The sequence below is a fragment of the Bradyrhizobium cosmicum genome (assembly GCF_032290525.1).
Classification (GTDB): domain Bacteria; phylum Pseudomonadota; class Alphaproteobacteria; order Rhizobiales; family Xanthobacteraceae; genus Bradyrhizobium; species Bradyrhizobium cosmicum_A.
Genome location: NZ_JASXTA010000007.1, coordinates 39884 through 65890 on the forward strand (window position 1 = coordinate 39884; position 26007 = coordinate 65890).

The following is a 26007-nucleotide window of genomic DNA, read 5'->3' on the forward strand; positions in this document are numbered from 1 at the left end:
TCGTACTGGCACTGAACCCCACCTCTCCCGGTGGGAGAGGTTTTGCACCGCCGGTGCCGCGGCAGTTCCACGCCTCCTCGACCCGGTGATCTCATGAAAATCTATCTGGCAGGCCCCGACGTGTTCCTGCCGGACGCAGTCGAGATCGGCCACCGCAAGGTCGACATCTGTGCGGCCCATGGCCTCACCGGCCTCTATCCGCTCGACAACGCCATCGACCTCACCGCGCCTGATGCATCGCGGAAGATCTTCTGCGGCAACGAGGCGATGATGGACGAAGCAGATGCCATCATCGCCAATCTCACCCCGTTCCGCGGCGCCGGCGCCGACCCCGGCACCGTCTACGAGCTGGGCTACATGGCCGGCCGGCGCAAGTTTTGCCTCGCCTATTCCAACGACGGCGCCGCCTACGCGGACCGCGTCGGCCGCTTCATGGACGTGACTTCCGAGGACGGGCGCCTGGTCGATGCGCAGGGCCTGACGGTCGAGGACTTCGGCCTCGTCGACAACCTCATGATGATCCATGCGCTGGAGCTGCACGGCTGCCCGCTGGTGACGCCGGCACAGATGCCGATCGACGTCTGGCACGATCTGGCCACGTTCGAGGCTTGCGTCCGGATGGCAGCCGCGCGATTGATCGCACCATAGACGTTTCAGTCGCCGTCCGGAGATCCGATGTCCCCTGCCCGCAAGCGCGCGGATGTTCTGCTGGTCGAGCGTGGCCTGTTCGAGAGCCGGGCGCGGGCGCGCGCGGCGATCGAGGCCGGCCTCGTCACCGCCGACGACAAGCCGGTCGCAAAGCCCTCGGAGACGATCGCCGAGGACGCGGTGATCCAGGCCGAGCCTGCGCACCCCTATGTCTCGCGCGGCGGCGTCAAGCTCGCCGGCGCGCTGGAGCGCTACCCCGTCGAGATCGAGGACCATGTCTGCCTCGACGTCGGCGCCTCCACCGGCGGCTTCACCGAGGTGCTGCTGGCGAACGGCGCCAGCCTGGTGTTCGCCATCGACGTCGGCACCAGCCAGTTGCATCCCTCGTTGCGCGGTCATCCAAAAATCGTGTCGATGGAGGAGACCGATATCCGCAGCTACGAGGGCAAGCGGTTGCCGGCGCGGCCCGATGTCGTCGTCATCGACGTCAGCTTCATCTCGCTGAAATCAGTGCTGCCGGTGGCGCTGTCGCTGGCGGCTGCGCCGACGAGCCTGCTGGCGCTGATCAAGCCGCAGTTCGAGGCGGAGCGAAAGCACAACAAGAAGGGCATCATCCGGGACGCTGCCGTGCACCGCGAGATATGCGACGACATCGCCGCGTTCGCCGCCTCGCTCGGCTGTACCGATATCGAACTATTCCCCTCCTCGATTACGGGCGGCGACGGCAACATCGAATTCTTCCTGGGCGCGCGCCGTGGTTGAGCGCATGACGATCGACCATGTCGGCCATCGCGGTGACGGCGTCTCGCTCGCAGCAGGCGAAGCGGTCTACGTGCCCTATGCGCTCGGCGGCGAGACCGTCGAGGTCGACCATATCGCCGGTCATCATCCCGACCGCCGCAAGCTGCTCGCGGTCGATGTCGCCAGCCCCGAGCGCATCGCGCCGTTCTGTCCGCATTTCGGTGTCTGCGGCGGCTGTGCGATCCAGCACTGGGCACCTGAGCCGTATCAGGCCTGGAAGCGCGGCATCGTGGTGGAGACGCTGGCGCAGGCCGGCATCGATTGCGAGGTGGCGCCGCTGGTCGACGCCCACGGCGCGGGCCGCCGGCGCGTCACCCTGCACGGCCGGTTCGGCACCCATGACGTGCTCAAGGTCGGCTTCTCGGCGGCGGGCTCGCACGATGTCATCCCGATCCATCGCTGCCCGATCCTCGATCCCGGGCTCGATGGCGCGCTCGATGCTGCCTGGGCGCTCGCCGAGCCGCTGACGTCGAAGATGCCGGTCACGAAGCCGCTCGACATCCAGGTCACCGCGACCGCCAACGGCCTCGATGTCGATTTGCGCGGCTCCGGGCCGCTGCCGACGCCGCTGGTCACTGCGCTGTCGCGTGTCGCCGACCAGCACCGCCTGGCGCGGCTGACACGGCACGGCGAACTGGTGCTGCAGCGCCTGCCGCCAACGGTAAAGATGGGCCGCGCCGACGTGACGCTGCCGCCGGGCTCGTTCCTGCAAGCGACGGTGGCGGGCGAAGAGACGCTGGCCTCGCTCGTCGCCGAGCGCGTCGGCAAGGCCAAGCAGGTCGCCGACCTCTTCTGCGGCGTCGGGCCGTTTGCACTGAGGCTCGCCGAGAAGGTCCGCGTCACCGCCCATGACAACGATGCCGGCGCAATCGCGGCGCTCGCGAAAGCGGCGCGCACGCCCGGCCTGAAGCCGATCAGCTGCGAGCCGCGCGACCTGTTCCGCCGTCCCCTGGTGCCACCGGAGCTGCGCGATTTCGACGCCGTGGTGTTCGATCCCCCGCGCCAGGGCGCGCAGGCACAAGCGCTGAAACTCGCCGCGAGCAAGGTGCCCGTCGTGATCGCGGTCTCCTGCAACGTCGCAACGTTTGCTCGGGATGCGCGGCTGCTGATCGATGGCGGCTACAGGATCGACGCCGTGGTCCCGGTCGACCAGTTCCGCCACACGCCGCATGTCGAGCTGGTGGCGCGCTTCACGCGCTAGCGGCGAAGGCCACCCAACGCCGGCGACTCGCCGGGCAGCATGTTCGATCTGATGTCGCTGTCCATGCGGCCTGAGTCCTGCTGGATCACTCCGGCGCCGAACGACAGGCTGAGGTTCGACGTCGGCTTGAACTCGACACCCGCAAACGCGCCATAGCCTGGCGCTGCGCTGGAGGTGAGCGGGGCAAGCGAGCTGCCGATGCCGTTGCCAAATTTCAGCGTGTCGAAACCGGCAAAGAACGTGACGGGCATGCCGCCCGCGGTCTTGGTGTTGTAGCCGAACTGCGTGCCGTCATAGGAGAGCGCGCTGAAATTGCCGGCCGGCGCCGGCTGGCCGAGGCCACTTAAACCGAGATTGCCGCGTTGGCTTCCGACAAAGAAACCGGGACGAAAGCCGTTGCCTGCATTGGCATCGCCGGCATTGAAGGTCGGAAAATTGCTCGAGCCATCGGAACTCTGGACAGCGCTGTCGCCAAAGCCGAACGGTCCGCCCGGAATCCAATATTGCACCGGCGCGACTTGTGCATGCACCGGAACTCCGCCGAGGCAGAGCGCCGCAAAGAGAGTTGCAAGACCGAAGGAACGAGCGAGGTTGGGCATTCGAAAGACCGTCAAAAACTTCGTCGAATATACCCTCCGGGCATTGCCAATGCCAGTGAGCTCATAGCGTTTCTCGCCGAACCTATGGGCCTGCGAGGTGTAGCGGCCGATCAGCAGTGGTGGTTTCGCACCGGCCCGCGACGGCTTGCGCCAGATCGACCGGCAATTGAAAGCGCTGACGGAGTCCGGCGAAAAGCAGCGCTGAGCGGCTAGGCCGTTCTGTCCACCGACGACGACGTATCGGACGGCGGCAATTTGGTCACCGGGACTTGGAAAGATTTGTTTCCGACCTGGATGATGACCTTGCCGTTCTTTCCGTCGTCCGTCGATATCTGGGTTTGTCCGAACATGACCACGTTCTTGTAGACGATGCCGGTGCCCTGCCGCGTGACGCCGTCGATGGTGGTCGTGACCAGCGCCTCGTTGCCAGTGATGGAGACGACCCGGAAGCTCGCGCTCTTGTTGTTGTCGGCCGAATAGCCGCCCCAGCTCCCGATGAGGCGGCTTTCGGAGGCCGGCGGTGCCTGCTTTTCAAGTGATGCACTCGCCTGACCGCCGCCGGCCGAGAACACGAGCGCCGCATTCTTGCCGTTCTTGGTCCCGATCGTGACCGAACCGAAGCTGATGGTTGCACCGTCGACTTTGCCAAAACCACGCTCGGTGTGCCCATTATGGGTGTATTCCACCTGCGCGCGGGAGCCGCGGATGTTCACGACCTTGAAGCCGACGGCCTGATTGTTTCCCGCCCAATTGCCCTTCCATTCACCGAGCAGGTTGCTCTGGTGATAGATCCGCTCGTTGGCGGGTGAAATCTGGCTGGTGGTCGGCGTGACGATGGGCATTGGACTGCTCGGCGGACCGTCTGACAAACCCGCCTTCGTCTGCGCGCCGGCCAGCAATGTCGGGTCATTGACGGAAACAACCAGATTAGGCCCACGCACCGATTAACGAACGGTTAAATTCAATCGGTCGGGAAATGAGGCGGATGGCCTAGTCGGAGGTAGCGTCAACGCCCCCAGCGGTCCGACCAGATCTTCTCGCCGATCATGCAATTGACCCGCGCCTCCTTGTCGGCAACGCGCACCACGGGACGCTCCGGCACGCGGCCCGCAACCTCCATCAGGAGCTTGGTGCGGATCGCTTCCTTGAACTTGTCGCGGTCCTTGATCGAGATGACGAAGGAGCCGGGGCCGCCGATGACGCAGTCCTCGTAATAGTAGTCGAGGTTGTCGATATCCATGGTCGAGTAGGACGGCTCCTTGACCATGATCGGCAGGCCGTTGATGACGACGCCCTTCTCGAGCGCGGCATCGCGCGCCGCCGTGACCGGGCCGCCATTGTTGTTGGGACCGTCGCCGGAGATGTCGATCACGCGTCTCAAGCCGCGATAGGGATCCTCGTCGAACAGCGGCATCGCGAAGGTGATCGCGCCTGAGATCGAGGTGCGCGAGGCGCGCCGGATCGGTGTCTTCATGATCTCGGCGGCGACCGCGTCCGCGGTCTCGGGTCCGTCGACCAGACGCCAGGGGATGATGATCTTCTGGTCGGTCGAGGCGGCCCATTCGAAATAGGTCACCGCGATCCGGCCGTTCGGCCCGAGCTTTAGCGCCTGGAGAAATTCCTTCGATTGGATCGCCTGCGCATAGCCTTCGCGCTGGATCGCAAGCTCGTCCATGTCCATGGAGTAGGAGACGTCCACCGCGAGGATCAGCTCGACGTCGACCGTCTGCGCATCCTTGTCCGCCGCCAGCCGCTGATTTTTGGACGGCTCGAATTTGGGTCCTGGTGCCGCGATGCCCGCGACGTCCCCTCCGGCAAACATGCCGGCCACCAGCACAGCCCCGATCGAGAACAGCAAGCGCATCGCAGTCTCCCGTCGTATGACGCGATGGTGACATGCAATCGCCTTGCCGCAAAGTGCGAAGATCGCTTGCGCTTCACATTCAAGTGCATCGCTGCCGCGCGTTGCCGTCGTTTGGCCATAGCGATGGCACGGGAACGCACGCTCAACCAAAAGCACCGTCATTTCCGAGGCTCGCAAAGCGAGAACCAGGAACGGCAGGTGCCGGTGGAGACACTTCCCCGCCCACTTGTCCGGCGCGATTTCCATGTTAGGCTGGACGAACAGATGGGGATGGAGTCCCCCGATAACCGCCCGTCGGCCTGTGACCGTAGTGGGCTGATGACTCCTGCTTGAGGTGAGGCAATCATTGAGCCTCTGCCTTCGGCGGGAGCATGGACAAACCCGCCGCTGGCGGGTTTTTTGTTGCCCGAAAACGAAAGCTTGGAGGGCCAAGACATGAAGACCTGGAGCGTGAAGGCCAAGGAGAAGTCCACGACGTGACGACGATAACGAATGCTGCGCGCACCAAGCTACCCAGGGGGATCTGGGTGCTGGGCTTCGTCTCGATGCTGATGGACATCTCCTCCGAGATGATCCACGCGCTGCTGCCGCTCTATCTCGTCACGGTTCTCGGCGCTTCCACGCTCACCGTCGGCTTCATCGAGGGCATCGCGGAAGCGACGGCCTCGATCACCAAAATCTTCTCCGGCGCGTTGTCCGACTGGCTCGGCCGCCGCAAGCTGCTCGCCGCGCTCGGCTATGGGCTCGCCGCGCTGACGAAACCGCTGTTCCCGCTCGCCCCCAGCGTCGGATGGCTGGTTGCGGCACGCTTCATCGACCGCGTCGGCAAGGGCATTCGCGGCGCGCCGCGCGATGCGCTGATCGCCGATATCGCACCTGTCGGCCTGCGCGGCGCGAGCTTCGGCCTGCGGCAATCGCTCGACACCATCGGCGCCTTCATCGGACCGCTCGCGGCAATCGGCCTGATGTGGTGGACGTCGGACAATTTTACCGCGGTGTTCTGGGTGGCGGTGCTCCCGGCATTCCTGTCGTTCGGCCTGATCGCGTTCGCCGTGAACGAGCCGAAGCCGGACCCGAGCCGGGAGCCCGCGAAAAATCCGCTGAACACGGCCGCGATGCGGCAGCTCGGATCCGTGTATTGGCGTGTGGTCGCGGTCGGAATCGTTTTTACGCTGGCCCGCTTCAGCGAAGCCTTCCTGATCCTGCGCGCGCAGAACATCGGGCTCAATGTGATGTGGGTGCCGGCGGTGCTGGTGCTGATGAACGTCGCCTATGCGCTGTCGGCCTATCCGGCCGGCGTGCTGTCGGACCGGATCAACCGCACCGGCCTGCTCGCGCTCGGCCTCGTCTTCCTCGCCGGCGCCGATCTCGCGCTCGCGCTGCTGCCGACCCTGGCGGGCCTCGCGCTCGGCGTCGTGCTGTGGGGGCTGCATATGGGATTGACGCAAGGCCTGCTCTCGGCCCTCGTCGCCGACGCCGCGCCGCCGAGCCTGCGCGGCACCGCATTCGGCTATTTCAACCTGTTCACCGGACTGGCCTTGCTGGCCGCAAGCGTGATCGCCGGCGCGCTGTGGGATGCCTATGGTCCGGCCGGCACATTCCTGGCGGGGCTCGGCTTCGCGCTGGTGGCACTTGTAGGGCTCTTCGCTGTAGGCAACGGGCTAGCAGCGAAGGATACATGATGCACGTGGCAAACTGGGGAACGACACGTTGAACATCCCATTCATTCTGGCGGTCGCCGCCGGCGGAGCGCTCGGCGCAGTGGTGCGCTATCTTGTCGGTATCGGTTCGGGCCGGCTGTTCGGCCCCGATTTTCCGTGGGGCACCCTGATCATCAACGTGACGGGATCATTCCTGATCGGGATCTTCACCGCGATGTTCGCGACGAGATGGAACCTGCCGCAGGCCGCCCGGATCTTCCTGACGGTTGGGATTTGCGGCGGATACACGACATTTTCCACGTTCTCGCTGGATGCCTGGCATCTGATCGAACGCGGCCAGACCTGGGCCTCGGCCGCCTACATGATGGGATCAGTCGTGCTGTCCGTGGGCGCCCTTATCGCCGCGATGCAGTTGGTTCGCGCGCTTCCGTGAAGGCACGCACAATCAACGCATTCCTGCCATCCCCTTGGGCATGATGATGCGCGGCTGACCGTCTTGGAGAGGCCCGGGCGCATGCAATATAATAAGCGGGTTGGAAGCCCGTCAGGGCCGAGGCGTTTCAGGACACGATGAACGACACCGTCACCACGCCGAAAACGCGGACCAAGACCAAGGTCGAGCGGCCGAAGCTGCACAAGGTCATCCTGATCAACGACGATTTCACGCCGCGTGAATTCGTCACCATGATCCTGAAGGCCGAGTTCCGCATGACCGAGGATCAGGCCTACAAGGTGATGATCACCGCGCACAAGCTGGGTGCTTGTGTGGTCGCCGTGTTCACCAAGGACGTCGCCGAGACCAAGGCCACCCGCGCCACCGACGCCGGCCGCGCCAAGGGCTATCCGCTGCTGTTCACGACCGAGCCGGAGTAGCGGTCAAGCCATCACCGCCGGCGTCTCCTCCGCGAGCCCGTACACGCGCTGCGCCTTGGAAAAGCCCGCGATCGGGAATTCGCCGAGCTCGCGCCAGTCGTGGCGACAGACATTGGCAAAACCTTCCGAGGCGACGACGGTTCGCCCCAACCGGCCAGTGATCTTCTCCAGCCGTGCCGCCAGATTGACGGCGGGGCCGATGCAGGTGAAGTCGAGGCGATTGCCGCCGCCGATGTTGCCGTAGAGAATGTTGCCGACATGCAGCGCGACGCCGAAGCGGAAGCGCTCGACGACATCGCCGACCGGAAAGGCGAGCGCCTCGACGCTGGCGCGGGATTCGCGCGCGGCTTCCAGCACGCGCGTGCAGACATGAGCGGCATCGCCGACATATTCGTCGATCGGAAACACCGCGAGCAGGCCGTCGCCCATGAATTTCAGCACCTCGCCGCCATGGCCCCGGATCGCCGCGACCTGGCAGTCGAAATACTGGTTGAGAATCTCGACCACGGTCTCGGCCGGCAGCCGGTCCGACATCGCGGTGAAGCCGCGCAGATCCGACAGCCAGATCGCGGCCTGCATGGTGTCGTTGTGGCCGCGGCGGATCTGGCCGCCGAGGATGCGCGCGCCGGCGCGGTTGCCGACATAGGTGTCGAGCAGCATTTCGGCGGTGCGGCGCAGGCTGATGATCTCACTGACACGCGCGAGCGGTTTGACGATGGCACGAATTGCTGCGATGTGGTCATCGCTGAAGCCGCCGGGATGGCGCGTCATCCAGCTCGTCGCGTGGACCGAGCCGTCGAGAAACGGCACCGGCACGGCGACATAGTCAGTCCCCCCTTCTGCGCGCATGTCGTTGACGATCGGAAATCGCTTGCTGTCGGGATCGTCGATGCGGCCCCTGACCTCGATGCCCTGCTCGAACACGATGCGAAGCGGGCTCTGGGCGAATTCGGGCGAATCCAGGACCTCGAAATCGACGGTGCCGATCTCGACCTCCTCGCCCTCACGCCAGATGAAGTTTCGGCCGAAAATTTCGGGATGCAGCGTGCGGATGAAGATGCCGAACCGCCACAGCGGCAGACCGGCTGCGACCATACGTTCGCAGGCTTCCGCAGTCATCTCGGCCGGAGCCTTCGACGACCAGGCGCCGTCGATCAGCCAATTGATGACCCGCTGGAGCTCGGACTTTTCCATGCGCGCATTTGCCGACGAAGTTGTGGGATCGTCAAGCTGCGCGGTGGGCTAGTACCGCGACATCAACGCCCGACCTGTCCGCGGTCGCGCAGGAAGTGATCGGCCAGCACGCAGGCCATCATGGCTTCGCCGACGGGAACGGCGCGGATGCCGACGCAGGGATCGTGGCGGCCCTTGGTCGTGATCTCCGTGTCGGCGCCGTTACGATCGACCGTCAGGCGCGGCTGCAGGATCGAAGACGTCGGCTTCACCGCAAAGCGCACCACCACCGGCTGTCCGGTGGAGATGCCGCCCAGCACGCCGCCGGCATGGTTGGACAGGAAGCGCGTGCCGTCATTGCCGGTGCGCATCTCGTCGGCGTTCTCTTCGCCAGTCAATTCGGCCGCACTGAAGCCGGCGCCGATCTCGACGCCCTTCACCGCATTGATGCTCATCATCGCGGAGGCAAGCTCGGCATCGAGCTTGGCATAGATCGGCGCGCCCAATCCTGCCGGCACGCCCTCGGCGACGATCTCGAGCACCGCGCCGATCGAGGAGCCGCTCTTGCGGATGCCGTCGAGATAGGTCTCGAAGAACGCCGCCTTGTCCTTGTCCGGACAGAAGAACGGATTGTTGGCAATCTCGTCCCAGTCCCAATTGGCACGGTCGATCTTGTGCGGACCCATCTGCACCAGCGCGCCGCGGACCTTGACATCGGGCAGCACTTTTCGCGCGATCGCGCCGGCGGCAACGCGCGTCGCGGTCTCGCGCGCCGAGGAGCGGCCGCCTCCGCGATAGTCGCGCAGGCCGTATTTGGCCTCATAGGTAAAGTCGGCGTGACCCGGGCGAAACTTGTCCTTGATTTCGGAATAGTCCTTCGAGCGCTGGTCGGTGTTCTCGATCAGGAGCCCGATCGGCGTGCCCGTCGTCACCTGCGCCCCGGTCTCCGGATGCGCCATCACGCCGGACAGGATCTTCACCTGGTCCGGCTCCTGACGTTGGGTGGTGAAGCGCGACTGGCCCGGCCGGCGGCGGTCGAGGTCCCGCTGGATGTCGGCCTCGGTGAGCGGGATCATCGGCGGACAGCCGTCGACCACGCAGCCGATCGCCACCCCATGGCTTTCGCCGAAGGTGGTGACACGGAACATGTGGCCGAAGGTGTTGAAGGACATACCGGACTGCCGCCTAGCGCTGACTTCTTACATAAACGTTGTATGACAACGTCGTAGCGCCGAGGAGGATTGGGTTCAACCGTCATTCCGGGGCGATGCAAAGCATCGAACCCGGAATCTCGAGATTCCGGGTTCGCCCTCGGGCGCCCCGGAATGACGGTGGCTGGGCTTAACTGTACTTCTCCAGCCGCCCGTCGCGGAACACGTAGACGGCGCCCTGCTCGATATAGAGCTCGGCGGCGCTCGCCGGCGTTTCCAGGCCCAGCGAGACCATCAGGGCCCGACACGTCCCGCCATGGGCGACCGCGACCGTGTCGCGCCGGAGCTGATCGTACCAGGCGCGCACACGGACCTGCACATCGGCGTAGGTCTCCCCGCCTGCGGGGCCGACCGCCCATTTGTCGGCCAGGCGCCTGGCATAGATTTCGGGATCGGCCGCCTCACTCTCGGCCAGCGTCAGCCCTTCCCAGGTACCGTAGCCGATCTCGCGCAAGCGATCGTCGAGCGCGTAGTCGGCCGGCGGCAGCTCGAGCTTGCGGCGCGCGAGTTCCATGGTCATGCGCGCGCGGCCGAGCGGGCTCGACACGTAGGATGGCGCGCTCTTGTCGCGGCCGTCGCGCTTGAAGAGATCGGCGAGAATGCGGCCGGCCTGGACGGCCTGATCGCGCCCGCGCGCGTTCAGCGGAATATCCCGGGTGCCCTGAAGCCTGCCGAGCGCATTCCACTCGGTCTCGCCGTGGCGAAGATAGTAGATCGTGGGCCCGGGCATTGCGGCTCGAAAGCTAGTCCTTGCCGCCGAGCGAAATGTCCGGCGCGTCCGGGCGCTTCATGCCGAGCACGTGATAGCCGGAATCGACGTGATGCACCTCGCCGGTGACGCCGCGCGAGAGATCAGAGAGCAAATACAGCGCGCTGCCGCCGACGTCCTCGGTCGAGACGTTGCGCCGCAACGGCGCGTTGTTCTCGTTCCACTTCAGGATATAGCGGAAGTCGCCGATGCCGGAGGCGGCGAGTGTCTTGATGGGACCTGCCGAGATCGCGTTGACGCGGATGTCCTTCTCACCGAGATCGGCGGCGAGATAACGCACGCTGGCCTCCAGCGCCGCCTTGGCCACGCCCATCACGTTGTAATGCGGCATCCACTTCTCGGCGCCGTAATAACTGAGCGTGATCAGCGAGCCGCCGTCGGTCATCAGCTTCTCGGCGCGCTGCGCCACCGCCGTGAACGAGTAGCAGGAGATCAGCATCGACTTCGAAAAATTCTCCTGCGTGGTGTCGACGTAGCGGCCGTCGAGCTGCTCGCCATAAGCGATCGCATGCACCAGAAAGTCGATCTTGCCCCATTTCTCCTTCAGCACCGCGAAGGCGGCGTCGATCGTCGCGGCATCCGTGACGTCGCAATGGCCGAGCACGAGCCCACCGATCTCGGCGGCGAGCGGCTCGACGCGCTTCTTCAGCGCATCGCCCTGATAGGTGAAGGCGATCTCGGCGCCGGCCGCGTGGCATGCCTTGGCAATGCCCCAGGCGATCGAGCGGTTGTTGGCGACGCCGAGGATCACTCCGCGCTTGCCGTGCATCAGTCCTGGATTTTGCGCCATGTCTCAACGTCCCATCGAGCGGGTTCAAGGTCTGGAGGTACACCAGCCCTCCCTCGCGGTACAGTCTTAATGCGCGGCGTTAACGCTGTTTCGAGCGCCGGAATAGCCGTTCCGTTCGGGTGTTATGATGATTGAGGCGCTCGCGCCGAACACCAGGATGTCAAGACGGCCATGAGCGCGTTTCGCCAGAGTGTGGAGGCCATGATCCCGGCGTTGCGCCGCTACGCCCGCGCGCTCACGCGCGAGGCGGATGCGGCCGACGACCTGGTGCAGGATACGCTGGTGCGGGCGCTGCGCTCGGAGCGCCTGTTCCTCGGAGGCGACGTCAGGAGCTGGCTCTATACGATCCTGACCAATCTCAACAAAAACCGGCGGCGCTCGCTGGCAAGGCGCCCGCAATTCACGCAGCTGACGGAGAACAACCCTGATGCCAGCGGGACCGAAGCGGAGGGGCGTGACATCGAGAAGGCGTTGGCGACGCTGGTCGAGGAGCAGCGCTCGGTGCTTCTCTTGGTGATGCTGGAGGGCATGAGCTACCGCGAGGTCGCCGACATCCAGGGCGTGCCGATCGGCACCGTCATGTCCCGCCTAGCGCGCGCCCGTGCCCACGTCAAGGCGTCGCTGGAAGGTGAGCGCCCGGCGCTCAAGCGGGTGAAATGATGGCAGGGTTGATGCATCGCAGATGTCGCTTCTCCCGCGTGAAGCGGGAAACAGCGCAGTCGAGCCACGACGAACATTTTGGGCCGCAGAGCCAGAAACGATCGCTATGAACGACCACAGGATCCCAGTGACCGAGGACGAACTGCACGCCTATGTTGACGGCGAGCTGCCGGCCGAGCGCCGCGCCGACGTCGAGGCCTGGCTTGCCGCACATTCCGAGGATGCCGGGCGCGTGCAGTCCTGGCGCGCCATGGCCGAGATGCTGCACGCACGTTACGACGCCGTCGTCCAGGAGCCGGTGCCGGCCCGGCTGGAACTCGAGCGGCTGGAGCGCCGTCCCCGGCAATGGCTCTATGGCGCCGCGGCGGCAGTGCTGGTCGCCTTCGTGGCCGGCGGCACCGCCGGCTGGGTGGCGCATGGCGCGACCAACGCCCCCTCCACCTTCCGGAGCTTCACGGCGGACGCGCTCGACGCCCACCGCCTCTATGTCGTCGAGGTTCGCCATCCCGTCGAGGTCGGGGGCAACGAGCGCGACCATCTCCAGGCCTGGCTGACAAGGCGCTGCGGCTGGACCGTGTTCGCGCCGAACCTGGAGGCGAGCGGGCTGAAGCTCGTCGGCGGCCGGCTCTTGCCGGGGCCGAGCGGTCCGGCCTCGTTCCTGATGTATGAGGGCGCCTCGGGCGAGCGGTACACGATCTACACCGCCAAGACCGAGAACGGCGCGACGCAGATGCGCTACGCCAGAACGGACAAGGATGGGGCGCTGTTCTGGGCCGAGCGCGGCGTCGGCTACGTCGTCAGCGGCAGCGGCGATCGCGATCGCCTGACCAAGGTCGCGCAGGCCGTGTACGACCAAGCCGAGAAAAACGGCACCTAGACAACCGCGCAAACGCGGTGCCTCGATTCCGACATTGAAAATTTGGAATCAGGACATCGGCGCGTCTCATTATCGCACCGGGTGGTGACGCGAAAATGCGCAGCGTTCGATCCGCCGATCGACGCGGGCGGCCTCGATTGGGGTTTTTGGTACCGCGCTGGTCCCCCTCTCGAGGCCGCACCCTTCTATCGGCTGCCCCGCCGGACAACCGACACGTCGAGCGTCGAAGCGCTACCACGCCTCACGTGTATGATGAGCATCATCTCCAGGGAGGATGCTCTAGACCTCAGGAGAACCCCTTCAGTTCGATCGCGCCTAACCGAGCCCGCTACGTGGATTGTAGGGGTGTTGGTCCCGCCACTTCTCCATCAATGCTTCAAGCTCGGCGTCGTTCCCGTCCGGTAGCATAATCCTGATGGTGACGAAGAGATCCCCGGTTCCGCCAGCTTTCGGCAATCCCTTGCCTTTGAGGCGGAAGGTCCGGCCGCTGGAGGTGTTTTTCGGGACCGACAATTCCACGGCATTGCCGAGGGTCGGCACCCGGACCTTAGCCCCGAGCACTGCCTCGTAGAGCGTGACTGGCAGGTCGATCCTGAGGTCGGCGCCCTCGATCTTGAAGAACGGATGCGGCGCGACGCTGATGGTGATCAGCAGATCGCCGGGCGGATGGCCTTGGGCGCTCTCGCCCTGTCCCCGCAGCCGGATCTGCTGGCCCTCGGTGACTCCGGGAGGAACCTTGACGTTGAGTTCCTTGCCATTCGGCAGCCGGACGCGCTTGTCGCCGCCCTTGACCGATTCTTCCAGCGAGACGCTCATGGCGACATTGACGTCGAGATCGAGGCCGATCCCGCCGGTGTCGAATTCGAACTGTCCGGCGCCGCCGGCCCCGGGCCGCGCACCGCGCACCCCGCCGCCGAACATGCTGTTCAGAATGTCCTCGAACGCGCCGCCGCCCGGACCAGGGCCTGCGCCGCCGCCACGGAACGTATAGCTCTCGAACCCGCCGGGACCCGCGCGACCGCGCGGCCCGCCGCCGCCCGGAAAACCCTGGAAGCGCGGCTTGCCGTCGGCGTCGATCTCGCCGCGGTCGAACTGCTTGCGCTTGTCCTCGTCGCCGAGGATTTCGTTCGCCGAATTGAGTTCGGCGAAGCGCTCGGCGGCCTTCGGGTCGTCCTTGTTGCTGTCGGGATGATGCTTCTTGGCAAGCTTGCGATAGGCGCTCTTGATCGCGGCAGCGTTGGCGCTCCGCGGCACCCCCAAGACCTCATAGGGGTCGCGCATCCGTCACGTCTCCTTCAAGAAATCGAATTGTTCAAAGGGCTCCCCGCCCCGTCTGCACGTCATGTGGGAGGCAAGTGGCATTTTTGCAACTAGCCCATGGAGCCGATTCTCTACCTTTGGAGGCTCAGCTCCGCCACGGCTTTAGCGTATGAATCTCCCAACGGCCACGGCTGCTTTGGCAGCCGGCGCCCTGGAGCCAGCTTTCGGTGGCGCCGTTGACGTAGCTCGCCAGGAAATCGCGGCACTTGCGGCCATCCTCGGCGGCGTAGGACTGCGCGATCGGCGTGACCGAGCCGCGCGCCCCGGTTTCCGGATTCTCCCAGTGCTGGCTCGAATCCTTGTCGCCCTTGCTCAGGACGTCGGTGGCGGCGTTGCGGGCGAAGGCAAGATCGGTTTCGGTCGGCGGGGCCTCCTTCGCCGGCCGCGCGATCGAGCCGGTCAGGTCGCTGTCGTCGGCCTTGGCGTAGGCATTGGTGTCGTTGCGGGAAAAGCTGCAACCGCCGGTGCCGAGCCCGATCAGAATCATCGTCATCACGAAGCCGGACGGCCCGATCGCCGATAGGCCAACGCGCCCCCATGCCCTATATAGGGCGGTAGCGGACAACAACGCGTTTTGGGCCGCGGGACGCAACTCGGACTCCAGACATGACCGACACGACCTCGATGAAACACCAGACACCCTTAACATCCGGTGATTTCACCGCCGCCGCCGAACCCTTTGCGCTGTTCGAGGCCTGGCTGAACGAGGCGATCAAGAGCGAACCGAACGATCCGAACGCCATGGCGCTCGCAACCGTCGATCCCGACGGGCTGCCTGACGTGCGCATGGTGCTGATGAAGGGCTTCGATACCGAGGGTTTTGTCTTCTACAGCCACATTGCAAGCCAGAAGGGCCGCGAACTCGCCGCAAATCCTAAGGCGGCGTTACTTTTTCACTGGAAGTCGCTGCGCCGTCAGGTCCGCATCCGCGGCAACGTGACGCCGGTAACCGACGCCGAGGCCGACGCCTATTTCGCCACCCGTCCCAAGCAGGCCCAGATCGGGGCCTGGGCGAGCAAGCAGTCGCAGGAGCTGGAGAGCCGCTTCGCCTTCGAGCAGGCGATCGCAAAAGTCGCAGCCAAATACCTCGTCGGCGAGGTGCCGCGGCCGCCGGGTTGGAGCGGCTGGCGCATCACGCCCTCGCGTATCGAGTTCTGGCACGACCGTCCATTCCGCCTGCACGACCGCATCGAATTTCGCCGTGACGCGACCGGCCAGAAGTGGTCCAAGACGCGGATGTACCCTTGAGCCTCAATCTTAGCTTTGGGCCGACCTGAAAGATGTCCATGCCGCATTCGTCCAATGCGCCGCGCCGCACGCTGCTCCTGACCGGAGCGAGCCGCGGCATCGGCCACGCCACGGTGATCCGTTTCTCCTCGGCGGGCTGGCGTGTCATCACCTGCTCGCGGCATCCCTTCCCCGAGGATTGCCCTTGGGATGCCGGCCCCGAGGATCACATCCAGGTCGACCTCGGCAATCCCCAGGATACCGCGCGCGCGATCACCGATATCCGCAACCGGCTCGAAGGCGGCATGCTGCATGCCCTCGTCAACAACGCCGCGATCTCGCCGAAGGGTCCGGGCGGCTCGCGGCTCGGCTCGGTCGACACCGACCTCGACACCTGGACGCACGTGTTCAACGTCAACTTCTTCGCGCCGATCATGATCGCGCGTGGGCTGATCGAGGAATTGAAGACGGCCAAGGGCTCGGTCGTGAACGTCACCTCGATCGCGGGCTCGCGCGTGCATCCGTTCGCGGGCGCCGCCTACGCCACCTCGAAGGCCGCGCTGGCTTCGCTGACGCGCGAGATGGCCTCGGACTTCGGCCGTGTCGGCGTGCGCGTCAACGCGATCGCGCCGGGCGAGATCGACACCTCGATCCTGTCGCCGGGCACCGAGAAGATCGTCGAGCAGCAGATCCCGATGCACCGGCTCGGCACGCCCGACGAGGTCGCCAAGATCATCTACGTGCTGTGCACGGAGACCAGTTCCTACGTCAACGGCGCCGAGATCCACATCAACGGCGGGCAGCACGTTTAGGCGCAGTCGTCATTGCGGAAGTCCAAGAGCACCTCAAGCAGAGCGCTGCCGTCCGCGCCGCGGCTGCAACGGAGTCCCCTCGTAGAGATCGGCAACCGCGCATTGCAGTCCTAATGCGGCCAGCTTCAGATCATCGGCCGCACCCAGCGTTTGCGAGCTCCAGCCAGCCGGCGTCTTGGTGTCGAGACGCACCTCCATCCGATCCTGCTCGATGATGAGCACAGCTTCGCAGGCCACATGAGCAAGGTAGATGCTTCGCTTGACGTCGATCCACTTCGACTCGGTGTCAGGCACCCGCGTGGCATCAGTGGCGGAGACGATCTCCGCAAGCAGATAGGCTCGCTCGACGAACCTCTGGTCCGGCTCGTACTCGGCATCGATGATGGCGACATCCGGCTCGGGGCGGAATTCGCCCGACCCGAGTTCGATGCCGGGACGCTGCATTGCGATACGACTCTGATCGTGATCCGACAGCGCGTCATTGAGCAGACGCTCGAGATTTCCCGCGATGCGGTTGTGCGCGATCGTTGGCGGCGTCATCATCATCGGGACACCTCCGACAAGCTCCCAGCGCTCATGGTCCGGGCGACCTTCCTGGAACACACGGAAGCGCTCGCCGGACATGCGCCCGGCCCTGGTGGGTTCTTTGATTCCAACACCCATCGGCATCTCCGACGTTATCGGGGGCGAGCCTAATCGGCTCCGCCGCGAACGCCAATAGAGATAAGAAGGGCTCGGCCGGCGCGCCACCGCTCAAATAACTGCTGCGGCTGAATATCGGAGAAGAACAGGGACGGAAGCAAGGCGATCCAGACAACGCCGCCGCAAGACCTGGATCGCCCGCCCTTCCTTCCGTTGCTCAATCGAGTCGAATCCGACGGGACCTCTCGCGTGGCCGCGGAGCGGCCGAGCTGAACGCAGTCGAGCAGTCGTCGTCGTTCTCGCCGTCGAGCAGCGGAGCACCACAGTGCCGGCACATGCGTGCCGACATCGACGCCGCCTTGCCGCTCGCCAGGACCTGACGATAATTCGCCAGATCGACGACGTTGCGGGGCGACGTTATGTGTTTTTCAACCATGGCTGTTCCTCGCGGCTAACATGCTGCTTATCGCAGACAAGTTTCGCGCAAACGTTCAGCCCACTGCTCAAATTTTACCGGAGGAATTGGGGCACTGCGCACACATCACCGCGCGGCCGCAATCCCGCTCTATTCTGCGACACCAACCACGGTGTCTGTTCGATCGGCGTAAGGTCTCGGTAGCTATTTCCCGAGAGTGCTACGAGATCAGAGCCACTTCTTCCACTTGAAGATCCAGTACGGGACGATTGCAGCGATCAGCATCAGCACCAGTGCGAATGGATAACCGTGCGCCCACTCGAGTTCCGGCATCGCCTTGAAGTTCATGCCGTAGATCGAGGCGATCAGCGTCGGCGGCATCAGGACAACGGCCATGACCGAAAACAGCTTGATGATGTTGTTCTGCTCGAGATTGACGACGCCGAGCATGGCGTCGAGCACGAAGGTGATCTTGCTGGAGAGATAGGAGGCGTGATCGGTCAGTGACGCCACGTCGCGCTGCATGGTCTTGAGCTGTTCGCGCATGTCCTTCGACCATTTCACGCCCTCCACCACCGCGGAGAGGAAGGTGACGACGCGGCCGATCGAGACCAGGCTCTCGCGAACCTTCGAGGTCAGATCGCCCTTGCGGCCGATCGAGATCAGGATCTGGGAATATTGCTTGGCGTGACCGTGGCGCTCGCTCTCGGGCTCGAAGATGTCGTGGCTGACCTGGTCGATCTCCGCGCCGCATTTCTCCAGAATGTCGGCGCAGCGGTCGATCACGGCGTCCAGAAGTTCCATCAGCACCATCTCGCCGGTGATCGCAGGCGTGCAGGAACGGGCCAGCTTGGCCTCGACCAGCGCAAACGGCTTGGGTTGGTCGTAGCGCACCGTCACCAGGCGGTGGTCGCCGAGAATGAAGGTCACGGCCGTGGTGCGGGGCATGTCGGTGTCGGAGTGGCACATCAGCGTCGCCGTCATGTAGCGCGCACCGTTCTCGATATAGAGGCGGCTGGAGATCTCGATCTCCTGCATGTCCTCCCTGGTCGGGATCGCGATGCCCGAGAGCCGCTCCACCGCCTTGTCCTCGGCCGCGGTCGGATTGACCAGGTCGATCCACACCGCATGCTCCGGAATTGCCGCGAGGTCCTGAACGATGGCCTTCTTGAGGGAGGAGTCGGAGGGAACGAACACAGAAAACATGCACAACTCCAGCAGGGGCCTGCGACAGACTGACAGCCCTTAGCGCGATTCTGACAAGGTCAGGATGACAAGCACATTAACGGGGCGTTTGCATTTGTGGCGGTCGCGTGGCACGGAATCGACAGTTCGGCATCCCAAAGCCCCAAAATCCGCCCAAGGCCGCAAAACTTGCGGCAAAAAAGCCACAGCTTGGGTCTCGCAGCGCGGGAAAAGGTCCGAAACGCTGGAATTGTGGCAGATTTCAACGATAATAGGGCCAACGGAGTCGAGGTTGGGGCTGGCTCAAGCCCCGCGAAAGTTTGTTGTTGTCGATTGGAACCAAATCATGTCGTCGCTGAAAGTTATGCTGGGTATTTTGGCCGCTGGCCTGATGCTGTCGGGCTGCATGCAGGCCACGCGTTACGAGGCGACCGACACCAAGGCGTTCAAGCCGAAGGACAAGGAACTCCTCGCCAAGGTCAGGTACGAGAATACTGCAGTCGCAGAGCCATTCCGCCGCGCCATTGTCGACTTCCACCGCAAGGAAACGCCGGGCTCGATCGTGGTCGATTCCGATAACCATTATCTCTATTACGTGATGGAGGGCGGCAAGGCGATCCGCTACGGCATCACCGTTGGCGAAGAGGCCATGGCCTGGTCGGGCATCGCCAAGGTGGGCAGCAAGACCGAATGGCCCGCATGGCATCCGACCCCGGGCGAGATTTCGCGCCTCGGCGTGCCGACCTATGTCGCGCCCGGTCCGGACAATCCGATGGGCTCCCGCGCGATGTATCTCTACTCCGGCGGCAAGGACACGCTGTTCCGCATCCACGGCACCAACCAGCCGGAATATATCGGCGCCTCGATCTCGTCGGGCTGCATCCGCCTGACCAACGAGGACGCCATCGATCTCTATGATCGCGTCAAGGTTGGCACCCTCGTCGTGGTGCTCGAGCCGAAGCACGGCGACTCGCCGTACAATTCGCGGCTGGCGCTCGGTGGCAGCCAAACCGGCCAGGCGGGCAGCTACTGATCGCCTCCTGATCGCCGACATCCAAAAGCGCCGGTTTACCGGCGCTTTTTTGTTGCCGGCTGGTGCGGCTGGGCCTTGTTGCCGTGGTTCGCCGGCTTGTCCGCAGGCGCAGGGGACTTCTCCGCCGCCTTGTCGTCAGCGCCTTCCTTGGCCTCAGGCTTGGCTTCGGGCTTGGCCGCAACCTCGCGCGGCGGCGCCTCCTCAGGCCGTTCCGCCGGCAGCAGCGGAGCAACCTGCGGCAGGGGATCCCAGACATTCCACTGGCAGATCCGGTAATCGTTGCGCCGCTGCGCGAGGTCGAGATGGATATGGTCCTCGTGGTACCAGTCCGAGCCCGGCCCGAGCACGGTGGAGAACCGCGAACAGACTGAATGCAGCACGCGCTCGCGGACATCGCGCGGCATGCTGCGATCGGTCAGGCCGATCGACTGCCCGTTGGCGAGCTTGATGGCGCGGACGTCGAGCGCGTTGGCCTTGCCGTGCTCGGACAGCATCGCCCCTGCGACGCGGTTGCGGCCTCGGCATTCGAAGCTGTCGAAATTGTCGAGTTCGCTGACGGTCGAGCCGAGGCTGGTGGCCAGCGGCACCATCTCCTTGCGAATCCAATCGGCGACCGCGGATGCCATGGGGCAGCGGAGAATTGCCGCCGGCTTGACCGCCACCTTGCGCTTGTCCGGCAGCACGATGGCTTCTAGCCGCACCAGATCCTCACCGCCGCAGGCGCCGGGGCCGCGGATGTCCGGAATGGACGGCGCGACCGCGATCTCCTCGGTCAGCGCAAGCCGGCAGGCCGAGAGCTGCTTCTCGGGCGGCGCCACGGCCTCGGCGGGCTTGTTGCCGCCCGGCTTGTCGGGAGAAGGTTTTTCCTCGGCCTCCGGAGCGGCCTCGTCCGTTGCCTTGGGAGCCTCCTCTGGGCGGGGTTTCGGTATCGGGATCTTCTTGACGGGTATCCTGGCGGAATGAACGGTCGCGCGCGGCCGTGGTGTACCAAAACCAAAGATATCGAGCGGCGCAGCGTGTTTTCGCGCCTCTGCCGTCCCGGCGGGCACGAGCGATAGCCCCAGAGCGACGGTAACCATGGCCGCGCGGGCGGACATATAGCCGCGACAAGACCATTTGCGGCGAAAGTCCGGCAGGCTAAAACTCATGACAATTCTTTGGCCCAATGCTGAGAGCGACAACCCGCCCAGCGAATTATCGGAGGAACGTCGGAATGCTTGGTTTGATGCAAGATTGGCCCCTGCTCTGCCACCGGATCATCGAACACGCCGCCAAGATTCATGGCAAGCAGGAGGTCGTCACGCGATCGGTCGAGGGACCGATCCATCGCACCACCTATGCCGAAATCCACAAGCGCGCGCTCAAGGTCTCGCAGGTGCTGGAGCGCGACGGCATCAAGCTCGGCGACCGCGTCGCGACGATCGCCTGGAACACCTGGCGCCATCTCGAAGTCTGGTATGGCATCATGGGGATCGGCGCCATCTGCCATACTGTCAATCCCCGCCTTTTCCCAGAGCAGATCGCCTGGATCATCAACCATGCGCAGGACCGCATCGTGATGACCGACATCACCTTCGTTCCGGTCCTGGAGAAGATCGCCGACAAGCTCACGAGCGTCGAACGCTACGTCGTGCTCACCGACAAGGCGCACATGCCGCAGACGACGCTGAAGAATGTGGTCGCCTACGAGGACTGGATCGCGAAGGCCGACGGTCAATTCAAATGGAAGGACTTTGACGAGAACACGGCAGCCGCGATGTGCTACACGTCAGGCACCACGGGCGATCCGAAGGGCGTGCTGTATTCGCATCGCTCCAACGTGCTGCACGCGCTGATGGCGAACAATGTCGACGCGCTCGGCACCAGCGCCTCCGAGACGATGCTGCCGGTGGTGCCGCTGTTCCACGCCAATAGCTGGGGCATCGCCTTCTCCGCGCCCTCGCAGGGCACCAAGCTGGTCATGCCCGGCGCCAAGCTCGATGGTGCCTCGGTCTACGAGCTGCTCTCGACCGAGAGGGTGACGCACACCGCCGGCGTGCCCACGGTGTGGCTGATGCTGCTGCAGCACATGGCCGCGAACAATCTGAAGCTGCCGGACCTTAAGATGGTGATCTGCGGCGGCTCGGCGATGCCCCGCTCGATGATCAAGGCGTTCCTCGACATGGGCTCGAACGTGCGCCACGCCTGGGGCATGACCGAGATGAGCCCGATCGGCAGCGTCGCGGCACTGAAGCCGCCGTTTACCGATGCGACCGGCGAGGCCCGGCTCGACGTGCTGCAGATGCAGGGCTACGCGCCGTTCGCGGTGGAGATGAAGATCACCGACGATGCCGGCAAGGAGCTGCCCTGGGACGGCAAGACCTTCGGCCGCCTCAAGGTCTCGGGCCCGGCCGTCGCCAAGGCCTATTACCGCGTCGACACTGATATCCTCGACGAGGACGGATTCTTCGACACCGGCGACGTCGCGACCATCGACGAAGCCGGCTACATGCGGATCACCGACCGCTCCAAGGACGTGATCAAGTCCGGCGGCGAGTGGATCTCCTCGATCGACCTGGAGAACCTGGCGGTCGGCCACCCGGCTGTGGCGGAAGCCGCCGTGATCGGTATCTACCATCCCAAATGGGACGAGCGGCCACTGCTGATCGTGCAGCTCAAGCAGGGCCAGCAGGCCAGCCGCGAGGACATCCTGAAGTTCATGGACGGCAAGATCGCCAAATGGTGGATGCCCGACGACGTCGCCTTCGTCGACGGCATTCCGCATACGGCCACGGGCAAGATCCTGAAGACGGCGCTGCGCGACCAGTTCAGGGATTACCGCTTCCCGAACGCCGCGGCGTAAACCACGACCACCGTCATGCCCGGGCTTCGTCCCGGGCATCCACGTCCTGGCGGCAACAAAGGCGTGGATGGCCGGGACAAGCCCGGCCATGACGATGCAGCCGCCTGCGGAACCCTTGAATTTGCAGCCGGGCCGTGATCTCAACGGCGCATCATCGCACCGGATCGACCGGTGCCGCCCAAAACCCCGTCAGAGCTCCCCGATGGCCCGCAGGTTTTCCGCTCCCTACCAGTCGGAGCCCGTGTCCAGCCTCGCGAGCTGGGCGCGCAATCTGGCCGTGTTCGCGGTGGTGGCGGTGGTGGTGTCCGTCATCATCGTCCGCTTCGACTTCCTGGAGATGAAGCCGGCGCTGGCGACCTTCTTCGGCGGGCTGGCGATCGCAGCGCTCTCGATCCTGTTCGGGCTCGCCGGCTTTGCCGCGATCTGGCAGAACGGCTCGCGCGGCATGGCGCGCATCCTGCTCGCCTTCCTGATCGACGGGGCCATCCTCGCCTACCCCGCTTATCTCGGCCTGCAATACCGCAAGCTGCCGGCGATCCACGACATCACCACCGATCCGATCGACCCGCCGCGGTTCGACGCGCTGGCGCGCCTGCGCACCGGCGACGGCACCAACCCCGCGGTCTATGCCGGCCTCTATTCGGCCGAACAGCAGCGCCAGTTCTATCCCAATATCGAACCGATCGAGCTCGAAATTCCGGTCGACCGCGCCTATGCGATCGCGCTCCAGCTCGTCAACAAGCGCAAATGGCTTGTCATCGACGAGCGCGCGCCGCAGCCGCCGCGCCGCATCGGCCGGATCGAGGCAGTAGCGCGCTCGCCGATCATGGGTTTCCGCGAGGACATCTCGATCCGGGTCGCTCCCGATGGCGACGATTCCCGCGTCGATATCCGCTCCGCCTCGCGATATTTCGAGAGCGACCTCGGCAGCAACGCCGCGCGCGTGACCAAATTCATCGAGGATCTCAACACCGCAGCCGATGCCGATGCGCTCAAGCCGGTGAAGAAGACGCCGATGGTCCCGCCGAAGGCGCCGGCGAAGACGGTGAAGAAATGACGGCGAGTTAGGCGCTCGCCATCCGGTACGTCCCGCCGATCACGGGATCGCCGTCGGTGGCCACCACGCCGCGCGCGACCAGATCCTCCAGATGCGCCAGCACGGAATAGCCGGCGGCCGTCGTCAGCCGCGGATCGATGCCGATATAGATCGCGCGCACCATGGTCGGGATGTCGGTCTCGCCCTTGGCAAGGCGGTGCAGGATCGAGGCTTCGCGCGCCTTGCGGTGACGGATCAGGAAGCGCACGAAGCGCGGGCCGTCCGGAATCTCCGGGCCGTGGCCGGAGAAATACAGATCCTCCTCGCGCGCGGCGAGCCGATCGAGCGAGTCCATGTAGTCGATCATCGAGCCGTCGGGCGGCGCCACGATCGAGGTCGACCAGCCCATCACGTGGTCGCCGACGAAGTTGAACTTTCGCTCGGGCCAGGCGAAGGCGAGATGGTTGGCGGTATGGCCGGGCGTCGCCACCGCCTCCAGACGCCAGCCGTCGCCTTCGACGACGTCGCCATGCGCGATTCTGACATCGGGCACGAAGTCGCGATCGGAGCCGGATTCCGGATTGTGCTTTTCGCTCTCGAAGCGCGGGCGCGAGGCGCGATGCGGACCCTCGGCATAGACGGGTGCGCCTGTTACCTGCTTGATCCGCGCGGTGTTCGGCGAATGATCGCGGTGGGTGTGGGTGACGAAGATATGGCTCACCGTCTCGCCGCTGATGGCATCGAGCAGCGCGGCCGCATGCGCCTCGTCGTCCGGGCCGGGATCGATGATCGCGACGTTGCCCTTGCCGACGATGTAGCTGACGGTGCCGGTGAAGGTGAACGGGCTCGGATTGTTACAGAGCACGCGCCGCACGCCGGGACGGACTTCCTCGACGATTCCAGGCTGAAGCGGAAAGTTGCGGTTGAACGGGACGTCGTCGTTGTCGGACATGGCGCTTCCTGCACACTGCTACCTCAACCTCGCCGTCATACCCCGCGAAGGCGGGGTATCCAGTACGCCGTGGCGTCGGTGGCGAAGGCGAGGTCTCTGGAATACTGGATCGTCCGCTTTCGCGGACGATGACAGCTGAGCAAAACAACGGCTACGAAATACGTCCTGACTAGAAAAACGCTTGAATGCCCGTGATCGCCCGCCCCAGGATCAGGGCGTGGACGTCGTGGGTGCCCTCGTAGGTGTTGACCGTTTCGAGGTTATGGACGTGACGCATCACGTGGTATTCGGCCGAGATGCCGTTGCCGCCGTGCATGTCGCGCGCGACGCGGGCGATGTCGAGGGCCTTGCCGCAATTGTTGCGCTTCATGATGGAGATCATCTCGGGGGCGAACTTGCCCTCGTCCATCAGGCGGCCGACGCGAAGCGAGCCCTGAAGGCCGAGCGCGATCTCGGTCTCCATGTCGGCGAGCTTCTTCTGCACGAGCTGGGTCGCCGCGAGCGGCTTGCCGAACTGCTTGCGGTCGAGGGTGTACTGGCGCGCGCGGTGCATGCAGTCCTCGGCGGCGCCGAGCGCGCCCCAGGAGATGCCGTAGCGAGCGCGGTTGAGGCAGCCGAACGGGCCCTTGAGGCCGGAGACGTTGGGCAGCAGGGCGTCTTCCGGAACCACGACGCCGTCCATCACGACCTCGCCGGTGATCGAGGCGCGAAGCGACAGCTTGCCGCCGATCTTCGGCGCGGACAGCCCCTTCATGCCCTTCTCCAGCACGAAGCCGCGGATCTGGTTGTCATGCTCGGCCGACTTGGCCCAGACCACGAACACGTCGGCGATCGGCGCGTTCGAGATCCACATCTTGCTGCCGGTCAGGCGGTAGCCGTCGGCAACCTTCTCGGCGCGCGTCTTCATGCCGGCCGGATCGGAGCCGGCGTCGGGCTCGGTCAGGCCGAAGCAGCCGACCCACTCGCCGCTGGCGAGCTTCGGCAGGTATTTCTTACGCTGGTTCTCGTCGCCATAAGCGTAGATCGGGTACATCACCAGCGAGGACTGCACCGAGTTCATCGAGCGGTAGCCGGAATCGACCCGCTCGATCTCGCGCGCGACGAGGCCGTAGGCGACGTAGCTGGCATTGGCGCAGCCATATTCCTCAGGCAGCGTGATGCCGATCAGGCCGAGCTCGCCCATCTCGTTGAAGATCTCGCGGTCGGTCGTCTCTTCGAGATAGGCCTTGGTGACGCGCGGCAGGAGCTTGTCCTGGGCGTAGGCGCGGGCGGTGTCACGCACCATGCGCTCGTCTTCGGTGAGCTGCTCGTCGAGCAGGAACGGATCGTCCCACTGGAAAGAAGCCGCAGCCGGCTTGTCCTTGGCCTGGGGGCGCACGCTCATGAAACGTCCTTTCGTCTGGTTCCGTCAAAATT

The 26007-nt window shown here is 64.8% G+C and carries 27 protein-coding genes and 1 riboswitch; of the genes, 13 read left to right on the plus strand and 14 right to left on the minus strand.

The features are described from left to right. Positions 1-93: 93 nt before the first annotated feature. Genes QSV46_RS14610 through QSV46_RS14620 form a run of 3 tightly spaced genes read left to right on the plus strand, consistent with a single transcriptional unit; the run spans position 94 to position 2650 of the window. Entirely contained in the window at positions 94-648 is a 555-nt protein-coding gene (locus tag QSV46_RS14610; RefSeq protein ID WP_314952187.1) for a nucleoside 2-deoxyribosyltransferase, read from the plus strand. Between the two features lie 27 nt (positions 649-675). Then, a complete protein-coding gene (locus QSV46_RS14615) occupies positions 676-1410 on the plus strand; it encodes a TlyA family RNA methyltransferase (protein WP_314952190.1) in 735 nt (244 codons plus the stop codon). Further along, positions 1403-2650: a class I SAM-dependent RNA methyltransferase gene (locus QSV46_RS14620; protein ID WP_314952192.1), complete on the plus strand. Its 1248-nt coding sequence runs from the start codon at positions 1403-1405 to the stop codon at positions 2648-2650. The genes QSV46_RS14615 and QSV46_RS14620 overlap by 8 nt, the downstream gene beginning before the upstream one ends. On the opposite strand, the gene QSV46_RS14625 is transcribed toward QSV46_RS14620, so the two are convergent. The 3 genes from QSV46_RS14625 to QSV46_RS14635 form a co-directional block, all read right to left on the minus strand. Beyond that, positions 2647-3249 (minus strand): hypothetical protein, encoded by a 603-nt coding sequence (locus QSV46_RS14625; RefSeq protein ID WP_314952194.1) that lies wholly within the window; start codon positions 3247-3249, stop codon positions 2647-2649. The two genes, QSV46_RS14620 and QSV46_RS14625, sit on opposite strands and share 4 nt — an antisense overlap. 209 nt (positions 3250-3458) lie before the next feature. Next, on the minus strand, positions 3459-4091 hold the full coding sequence (locus QSV46_RS14630; RefSeq protein ID WP_314952845.1) for a hypothetical protein: 633 nt from the start codon (positions 4089-4091) through the stop codon (positions 3459-3461). A 164-nt stretch (positions 4092-4255) separates the two neighbouring features. Continuing rightward, positions 4256-5113: a DUF1194 domain-containing protein gene (locus QSV46_RS14635; RefSeq protein ID WP_314952196.1), complete on the minus strand. Its 858-nt coding sequence runs from the start codon at positions 5111-5113 to the stop codon at positions 4256-4258. 257 nt (positions 5114-5370) lie between these two features. Then, positions 5371-5448, plus strand: a riboswitch (Fluoride riboswitch). A 210-nt stretch (positions 5449-5658) separates the two neighbouring features. On the opposite strand from QSV46_RS14635, the gene QSV46_RS14640 reads away from it, so the two are divergent. The 3 genes from QSV46_RS14640 (at position 5659) to clpS (ending at position 7647) form a co-directional block, all read left to right on the plus strand. Next, the gene (locus tag QSV46_RS14640; protein WP_409997175.1) at positions 5659-6795 is read left to right on the plus strand and encodes an MFS transporter; all 1137 of its coding nucleotides are present in this window, start codon (positions 5659-5661) and stop codon (positions 6793-6795) included. Positions 6796-6823: 28 nt separating this feature from the next. Further along, the gene (crcB, locus tag QSV46_RS14645) at positions 6824-7207 is read left to right on the plus strand and encodes a fluoride efflux transporter CrcB (RefSeq protein ID WP_314952200.1); all 384 of its coding nucleotides are present in this window, start codon (positions 6824-6826) and stop codon (positions 7205-7207) included. A gap of 137 nt (positions 7208-7344) precedes the next feature. Further along, positions 7345-7647 (plus strand): ATP-dependent Clp protease adapter ClpS, encoded by a 303-nt coding sequence (clpS, locus tag QSV46_RS14650; RefSeq protein WP_314952203.1) that lies wholly within the window; start codon positions 7345-7347, stop codon positions 7645-7647. Between the two features lie 3 nt (positions 7648-7650). On the opposite strand, the gene QSV46_RS14655 is transcribed toward clpS, so the two are convergent. The 4 genes from QSV46_RS14655 to fabI all read right to left on the minus strand — a co-directional run bounded on the left by QSV46_RS14655 (position 7651) and on the right by fabI (position 11590). Next, complete coding sequence (locus QSV46_RS14655; protein ID WP_314952205.1) at positions 7651-8841, minus strand: adenylate/guanylate cyclase domain-containing protein; 1191 nt, start codon at positions 8839-8841, stop codon at positions 7651-7653. 62 nt (positions 8842-8903) lie between these two features. Then, the gene (gene aroC, locus QSV46_RS14660; protein WP_314952207.1) at positions 8904-9992 is read right to left on the minus strand and encodes a chorismate synthase; all 1089 of its coding nucleotides are present in this window, start codon (positions 9990-9992) and stop codon (positions 8904-8906) included. 169 nt (positions 9993-10161) lie between these two features. Continuing rightward, on the minus strand, positions 10162-10761 hold the full coding sequence (locus QSV46_RS14665) for a histidine phosphatase family protein (RefSeq protein ID WP_314952209.1): 600 nt from the start codon (positions 10759-10761) through the stop codon (positions 10162-10164). A gap of 13 nt (positions 10762-10774) precedes the next feature. After that, positions 10775-11590: an enoyl-ACP reductase FabI gene (fabI, locus tag QSV46_RS14670; protein WP_314952212.1), complete on the minus strand. Its 816-nt coding sequence runs from the start codon at positions 11588-11590 to the stop codon at positions 10775-10777. A 171-nt stretch (positions 11591-11761) separates the two neighbouring features. Between fabI and QSV46_RS14675 the strand changes: the two genes are divergently transcribed. Both QSV46_RS14675 and QSV46_RS14680 read left to right on the plus strand, forming a co-directional pair. Beyond that, positions 11762-12250 (plus strand): sigma-70 family RNA polymerase sigma factor, encoded by a 489-nt coding sequence (locus QSV46_RS14675; protein ID WP_314952215.1) that lies wholly within the window; start codon positions 11762-11764, stop codon positions 12248-12250. A gap of 106 nt (positions 12251-12356) precedes the next feature. Then, entirely contained in the window at positions 12357-13127 is a 771-nt protein-coding gene (locus QSV46_RS14680) for an anti-sigma factor (RefSeq protein ID WP_314952217.1), read from the plus strand. A 315-nt stretch (positions 13128-13442) separates the two neighbouring features. Here the strand turns inward: QSV46_RS14680 and QSV46_RS14685 are convergent, their stop codons facing one another. Then, the gene (locus QSV46_RS14685) at positions 13443-14408 is read right to left on the minus strand and encodes a J domain-containing protein (protein ID WP_314952219.1); all 966 of its coding nucleotides are present in this window, start codon (positions 14406-14408) and stop codon (positions 13443-13445) included. 124 nt (positions 14409-14532) lie between these two features. Beyond that, positions 14533-14940, minus strand: coding sequence for an RT0821/Lpp0805 family surface protein (locus QSV46_RS14690; protein WP_314952222.1), 408 nt, complete (start codon positions 14938-14940; stop codon positions 14533-14535). 113 nt (positions 14941-15053) lie between these two features. Here QSV46_RS14690 and pdxH point away from each other — a divergent pair, with 113 nt between their 5' ends. Both pdxH and QSV46_RS14700 read left to right on the plus strand, forming a co-directional pair. Beyond that, positions 15054-15695 carry a pyridoxamine 5'-phosphate oxidase gene (gene pdxH / locus QSV46_RS14695; protein WP_314952225.1) on the plus strand — a complete coding sequence of 214 codons (642 nt, stop codon included), beginning with the start codon at positions 15054-15056 and terminating at the stop codon, positions 15693-15695. A 38-nt stretch (positions 15696-15733) separates the two neighbouring features. Continuing rightward, positions 15734-16486, plus strand: a complete 753-nt coding sequence (locus QSV46_RS14700; protein ID WP_314952226.1) for an SDR family oxidoreductase — start codon at positions 15734-15736, stop codon at positions 16484-16486. Between the two features lie 33 nt (positions 16487-16519). Here QSV46_RS14700 and QSV46_RS14705 read toward each other — a convergent pair whose 3' ends face one another. Both QSV46_RS14705 and QSV46_RS14710 read right to left on the minus strand, forming a co-directional pair. Beyond that, positions 16520-17149 (minus strand): Uma2 family endonuclease, encoded by a 630-nt coding sequence (locus QSV46_RS14705; protein WP_314952228.1) that lies wholly within the window; start codon positions 17147-17149, stop codon positions 16520-16522. A gap of 622 nt (positions 17150-17771) precedes the next feature. After that, positions 17772-18749 (minus strand): magnesium transporter CorA family protein, encoded by a 978-nt coding sequence (locus QSV46_RS14710; RefSeq protein WP_314952231.1) that lies wholly within the window; start codon positions 18747-18749, stop codon positions 17772-17774. Between the two features lie 325 nt (positions 18750-19074). On the opposite strand from QSV46_RS14710, the gene QSV46_RS14715 reads away from it, so the two are divergent. Then, positions 19075-19761 (plus strand): L,D-transpeptidase, encoded by a 687-nt coding sequence (locus QSV46_RS14715; RefSeq protein ID WP_314952234.1) that lies wholly within the window; start codon positions 19075-19077, stop codon positions 19759-19761. Between the two features lie 35 nt (positions 19762-19796). On the opposite strand, the gene QSV46_RS14720 is transcribed toward QSV46_RS14715, so the two are convergent. Continuing rightward, entirely contained in the window at positions 19797-20909 is a 1113-nt protein-coding gene (locus QSV46_RS14720; RefSeq protein ID WP_314952235.1) for an extensin family protein, read from the minus strand. Between the two features lie 65 nt (positions 20910-20974). Here QSV46_RS14720 and QSV46_RS14725 point away from each other — a divergent pair, with 65 nt between their 5' ends. Further along, a complete protein-coding gene (locus QSV46_RS14725; protein ID WP_314952237.1) occupies positions 20975-22603 on the plus strand; it encodes a fatty-acid--CoA ligase in 1629 nt (542 codons plus the stop codon). A 202-nt stretch (positions 22604-22805) separates the two neighbouring features. Next, complete coding sequence (locus QSV46_RS14730; RefSeq protein WP_314952238.1) at positions 22806-23660, plus strand: DUF1499 domain-containing protein; 855 nt, start codon at positions 22806-22808, stop codon at positions 23658-23660. Positions 23661-23667: 7 nt separating this feature from the next. Here QSV46_RS14730 and QSV46_RS14735 read toward each other — a convergent pair whose 3' ends face one another. Continuing rightward, positions 23668-24591, minus strand: a complete 924-nt coding sequence (locus tag QSV46_RS14735) for an MBL fold metallo-hydrolase (protein WP_314952241.1) — start codon at positions 24589-24591, stop codon at positions 23668-23670. Between the two features lie 169 nt (positions 24592-24760). After that, a complete protein-coding gene (locus tag QSV46_RS14740) occupies positions 24761-25975 on the minus strand; it encodes an acyl-CoA dehydrogenase (RefSeq protein WP_314952242.1) in 1215 nt (404 codons plus the stop codon). Positions 25976-26007: the final 32 nt, after the last annotated feature.

Excerpts from the sequence above, each read along its gene's own strand:
- QSV46_RS14610 (WP_314952187.1), top strand. The coding sequence starts at position 94 with ATGAAAATCTATCTGGCAGGCCCCGACGTGTTCCTGCCGGACGCAGTC.
- QSV46_RS14615 (WP_314952190.1), top strand. The coding sequence starts at position 676 with ATGTCCCCTGCCCGCAAGCGCGCGGATGTTCTGCTGGTCGAGCGTGGC.
- QSV46_RS14625 (WP_314952194.1), bottom strand. The coding sequence starts at position 3,249 with ATGCCCAACCTCGCTCGTTCCTTCGGTCTTGCAACTCTCTTTGCGGCG.
- QSV46_RS14630 (WP_314952845.1), bottom strand. The coding sequence starts at position 4,091 with ATGCCCATCGTCACGCCGACCACCAGCCAGATTTCACCCGCCAACGAG.
- QSV46_RS14635 (WP_314952196.1), bottom strand. The coding sequence starts at position 5,113 with ATGCGCTTGCTGTTCTCGATCGGGGCTGTGCTGGTGGCCGGCATGTTT.
- QSV46_RS14640 (WP_409997175.1), top strand. The coding sequence starts at position 5,659 with ATGCTGATGGACATCTCCTCCGAGATGATCCACGCGCTGCTGCCGCTC.
- clpS (WP_314952203.1), top strand. The coding sequence starts at position 7,345 with ATGAACGACACCGTCACCACGCCGAAAACGCGGACCAAGACCAAGGTC.
- QSV46_RS14655 (WP_314952205.1), bottom strand. The coding sequence starts at position 8,841 with ATGGAAAAGTCCGAGCTCCAGCGGGTCATCAATTGGCTGATCGACGGC.
- aroC (WP_314952207.1), bottom strand. The coding sequence starts at position 9,992 with ATGTCCTTCAACACCTTCGGCCACATGTTCCGTGTCACCACCTTCGGC.
- QSV46_RS14665 (WP_314952209.1), bottom strand. The coding sequence starts at position 10,761 with ATGCCCGGGCCCACGATCTACTATCTTCGCCACGGCGAGACCGAGTGG.
- fabI (WP_314952212.1), bottom strand. The coding sequence starts at position 11,590 with ATGGCGCAAAATCCAGGACTGATGCACGGCAAGCGCGGAGTGATCCTC.
- QSV46_RS14675 (WP_314952215.1), top strand. The coding sequence starts at position 11,762 with ATGAGCGCGTTTCGCCAGAGTGTGGAGGCCATGATCCCGGCGTTGCGC.
- QSV46_RS14680 (WP_314952217.1), top strand. The coding sequence starts at position 12,357 with ATGAACGACCACAGGATCCCAGTGACCGAGGACGAACTGCACGCCTAT.
- QSV46_RS14685 (WP_314952219.1), bottom strand. The coding sequence starts at position 14,408 with ATGCGCGACCCCTATGAGGTCTTGGGGGTGCCGCGGAGCGCCAACGCT.
- QSV46_RS14690 (WP_314952222.1), bottom strand. The coding sequence starts at position 14,940 with ATGACGATGATTCTGATCGGGCTCGGCACCGGCGGTTGCAGCTTTTCC.
- pdxH (WP_314952225.1), top strand. The coding sequence starts at position 15,054 with ATGACCGACACGACCTCGATGAAACACCAGACACCCTTAACATCCGGT.
- QSV46_RS14700 (WP_314952226.1), top strand. The coding sequence starts at position 15,734 with ATGCCGCATTCGTCCAATGCGCCGCGCCGCACGCTGCTCCTGACCGGA.
- QSV46_RS14705 (WP_314952228.1), bottom strand. The coding sequence starts at position 17,149 with ATGGGTGTTGGAATCAAAGAACCCACCAGGGCCGGGCGCATGTCCGGC.
- QSV46_RS14710 (WP_314952231.1), bottom strand. The coding sequence starts at position 18,749 with ATGTTTTCTGTGTTCGTTCCCTCCGACTCCTCCCTCAAGAAGGCCATC.
- QSV46_RS14715 (WP_314952234.1), top strand. The coding sequence starts at position 19,075 with ATGTCGTCGCTGAAAGTTATGCTGGGTATTTTGGCCGCTGGCCTGATG.
- QSV46_RS14720 (WP_314952235.1), bottom strand. The coding sequence starts at position 20,909 with ATGAGTTTTAGCCTGCCGGACTTTCGCCGCAAATGGTCTTGTCGCGGC.
- QSV46_RS14725 (WP_314952237.1), top strand. The coding sequence starts at position 20,975 with ATGCTTGGTTTGATGCAAGATTGGCCCCTGCTCTGCCACCGGATCATC.
- QSV46_RS14730 (WP_314952238.1), top strand. The coding sequence starts at position 22,806 with ATGGCCCGCAGGTTTTCCGCTCCCTACCAGTCGGAGCCCGTGTCCAGC.
- QSV46_RS14735 (WP_314952241.1), bottom strand. The coding sequence starts at position 24,591 with ATGTCCGACAACGACGACGTCCCGTTCAACCGCAACTTTCCGCTTCAG.
- QSV46_RS14740 (WP_314952242.1), bottom strand. The coding sequence starts at position 25,975 with ATGAGCGTGCGCCCCCAGGCCAAGGACAAGCCGGCTGCGGCTTCTTTC.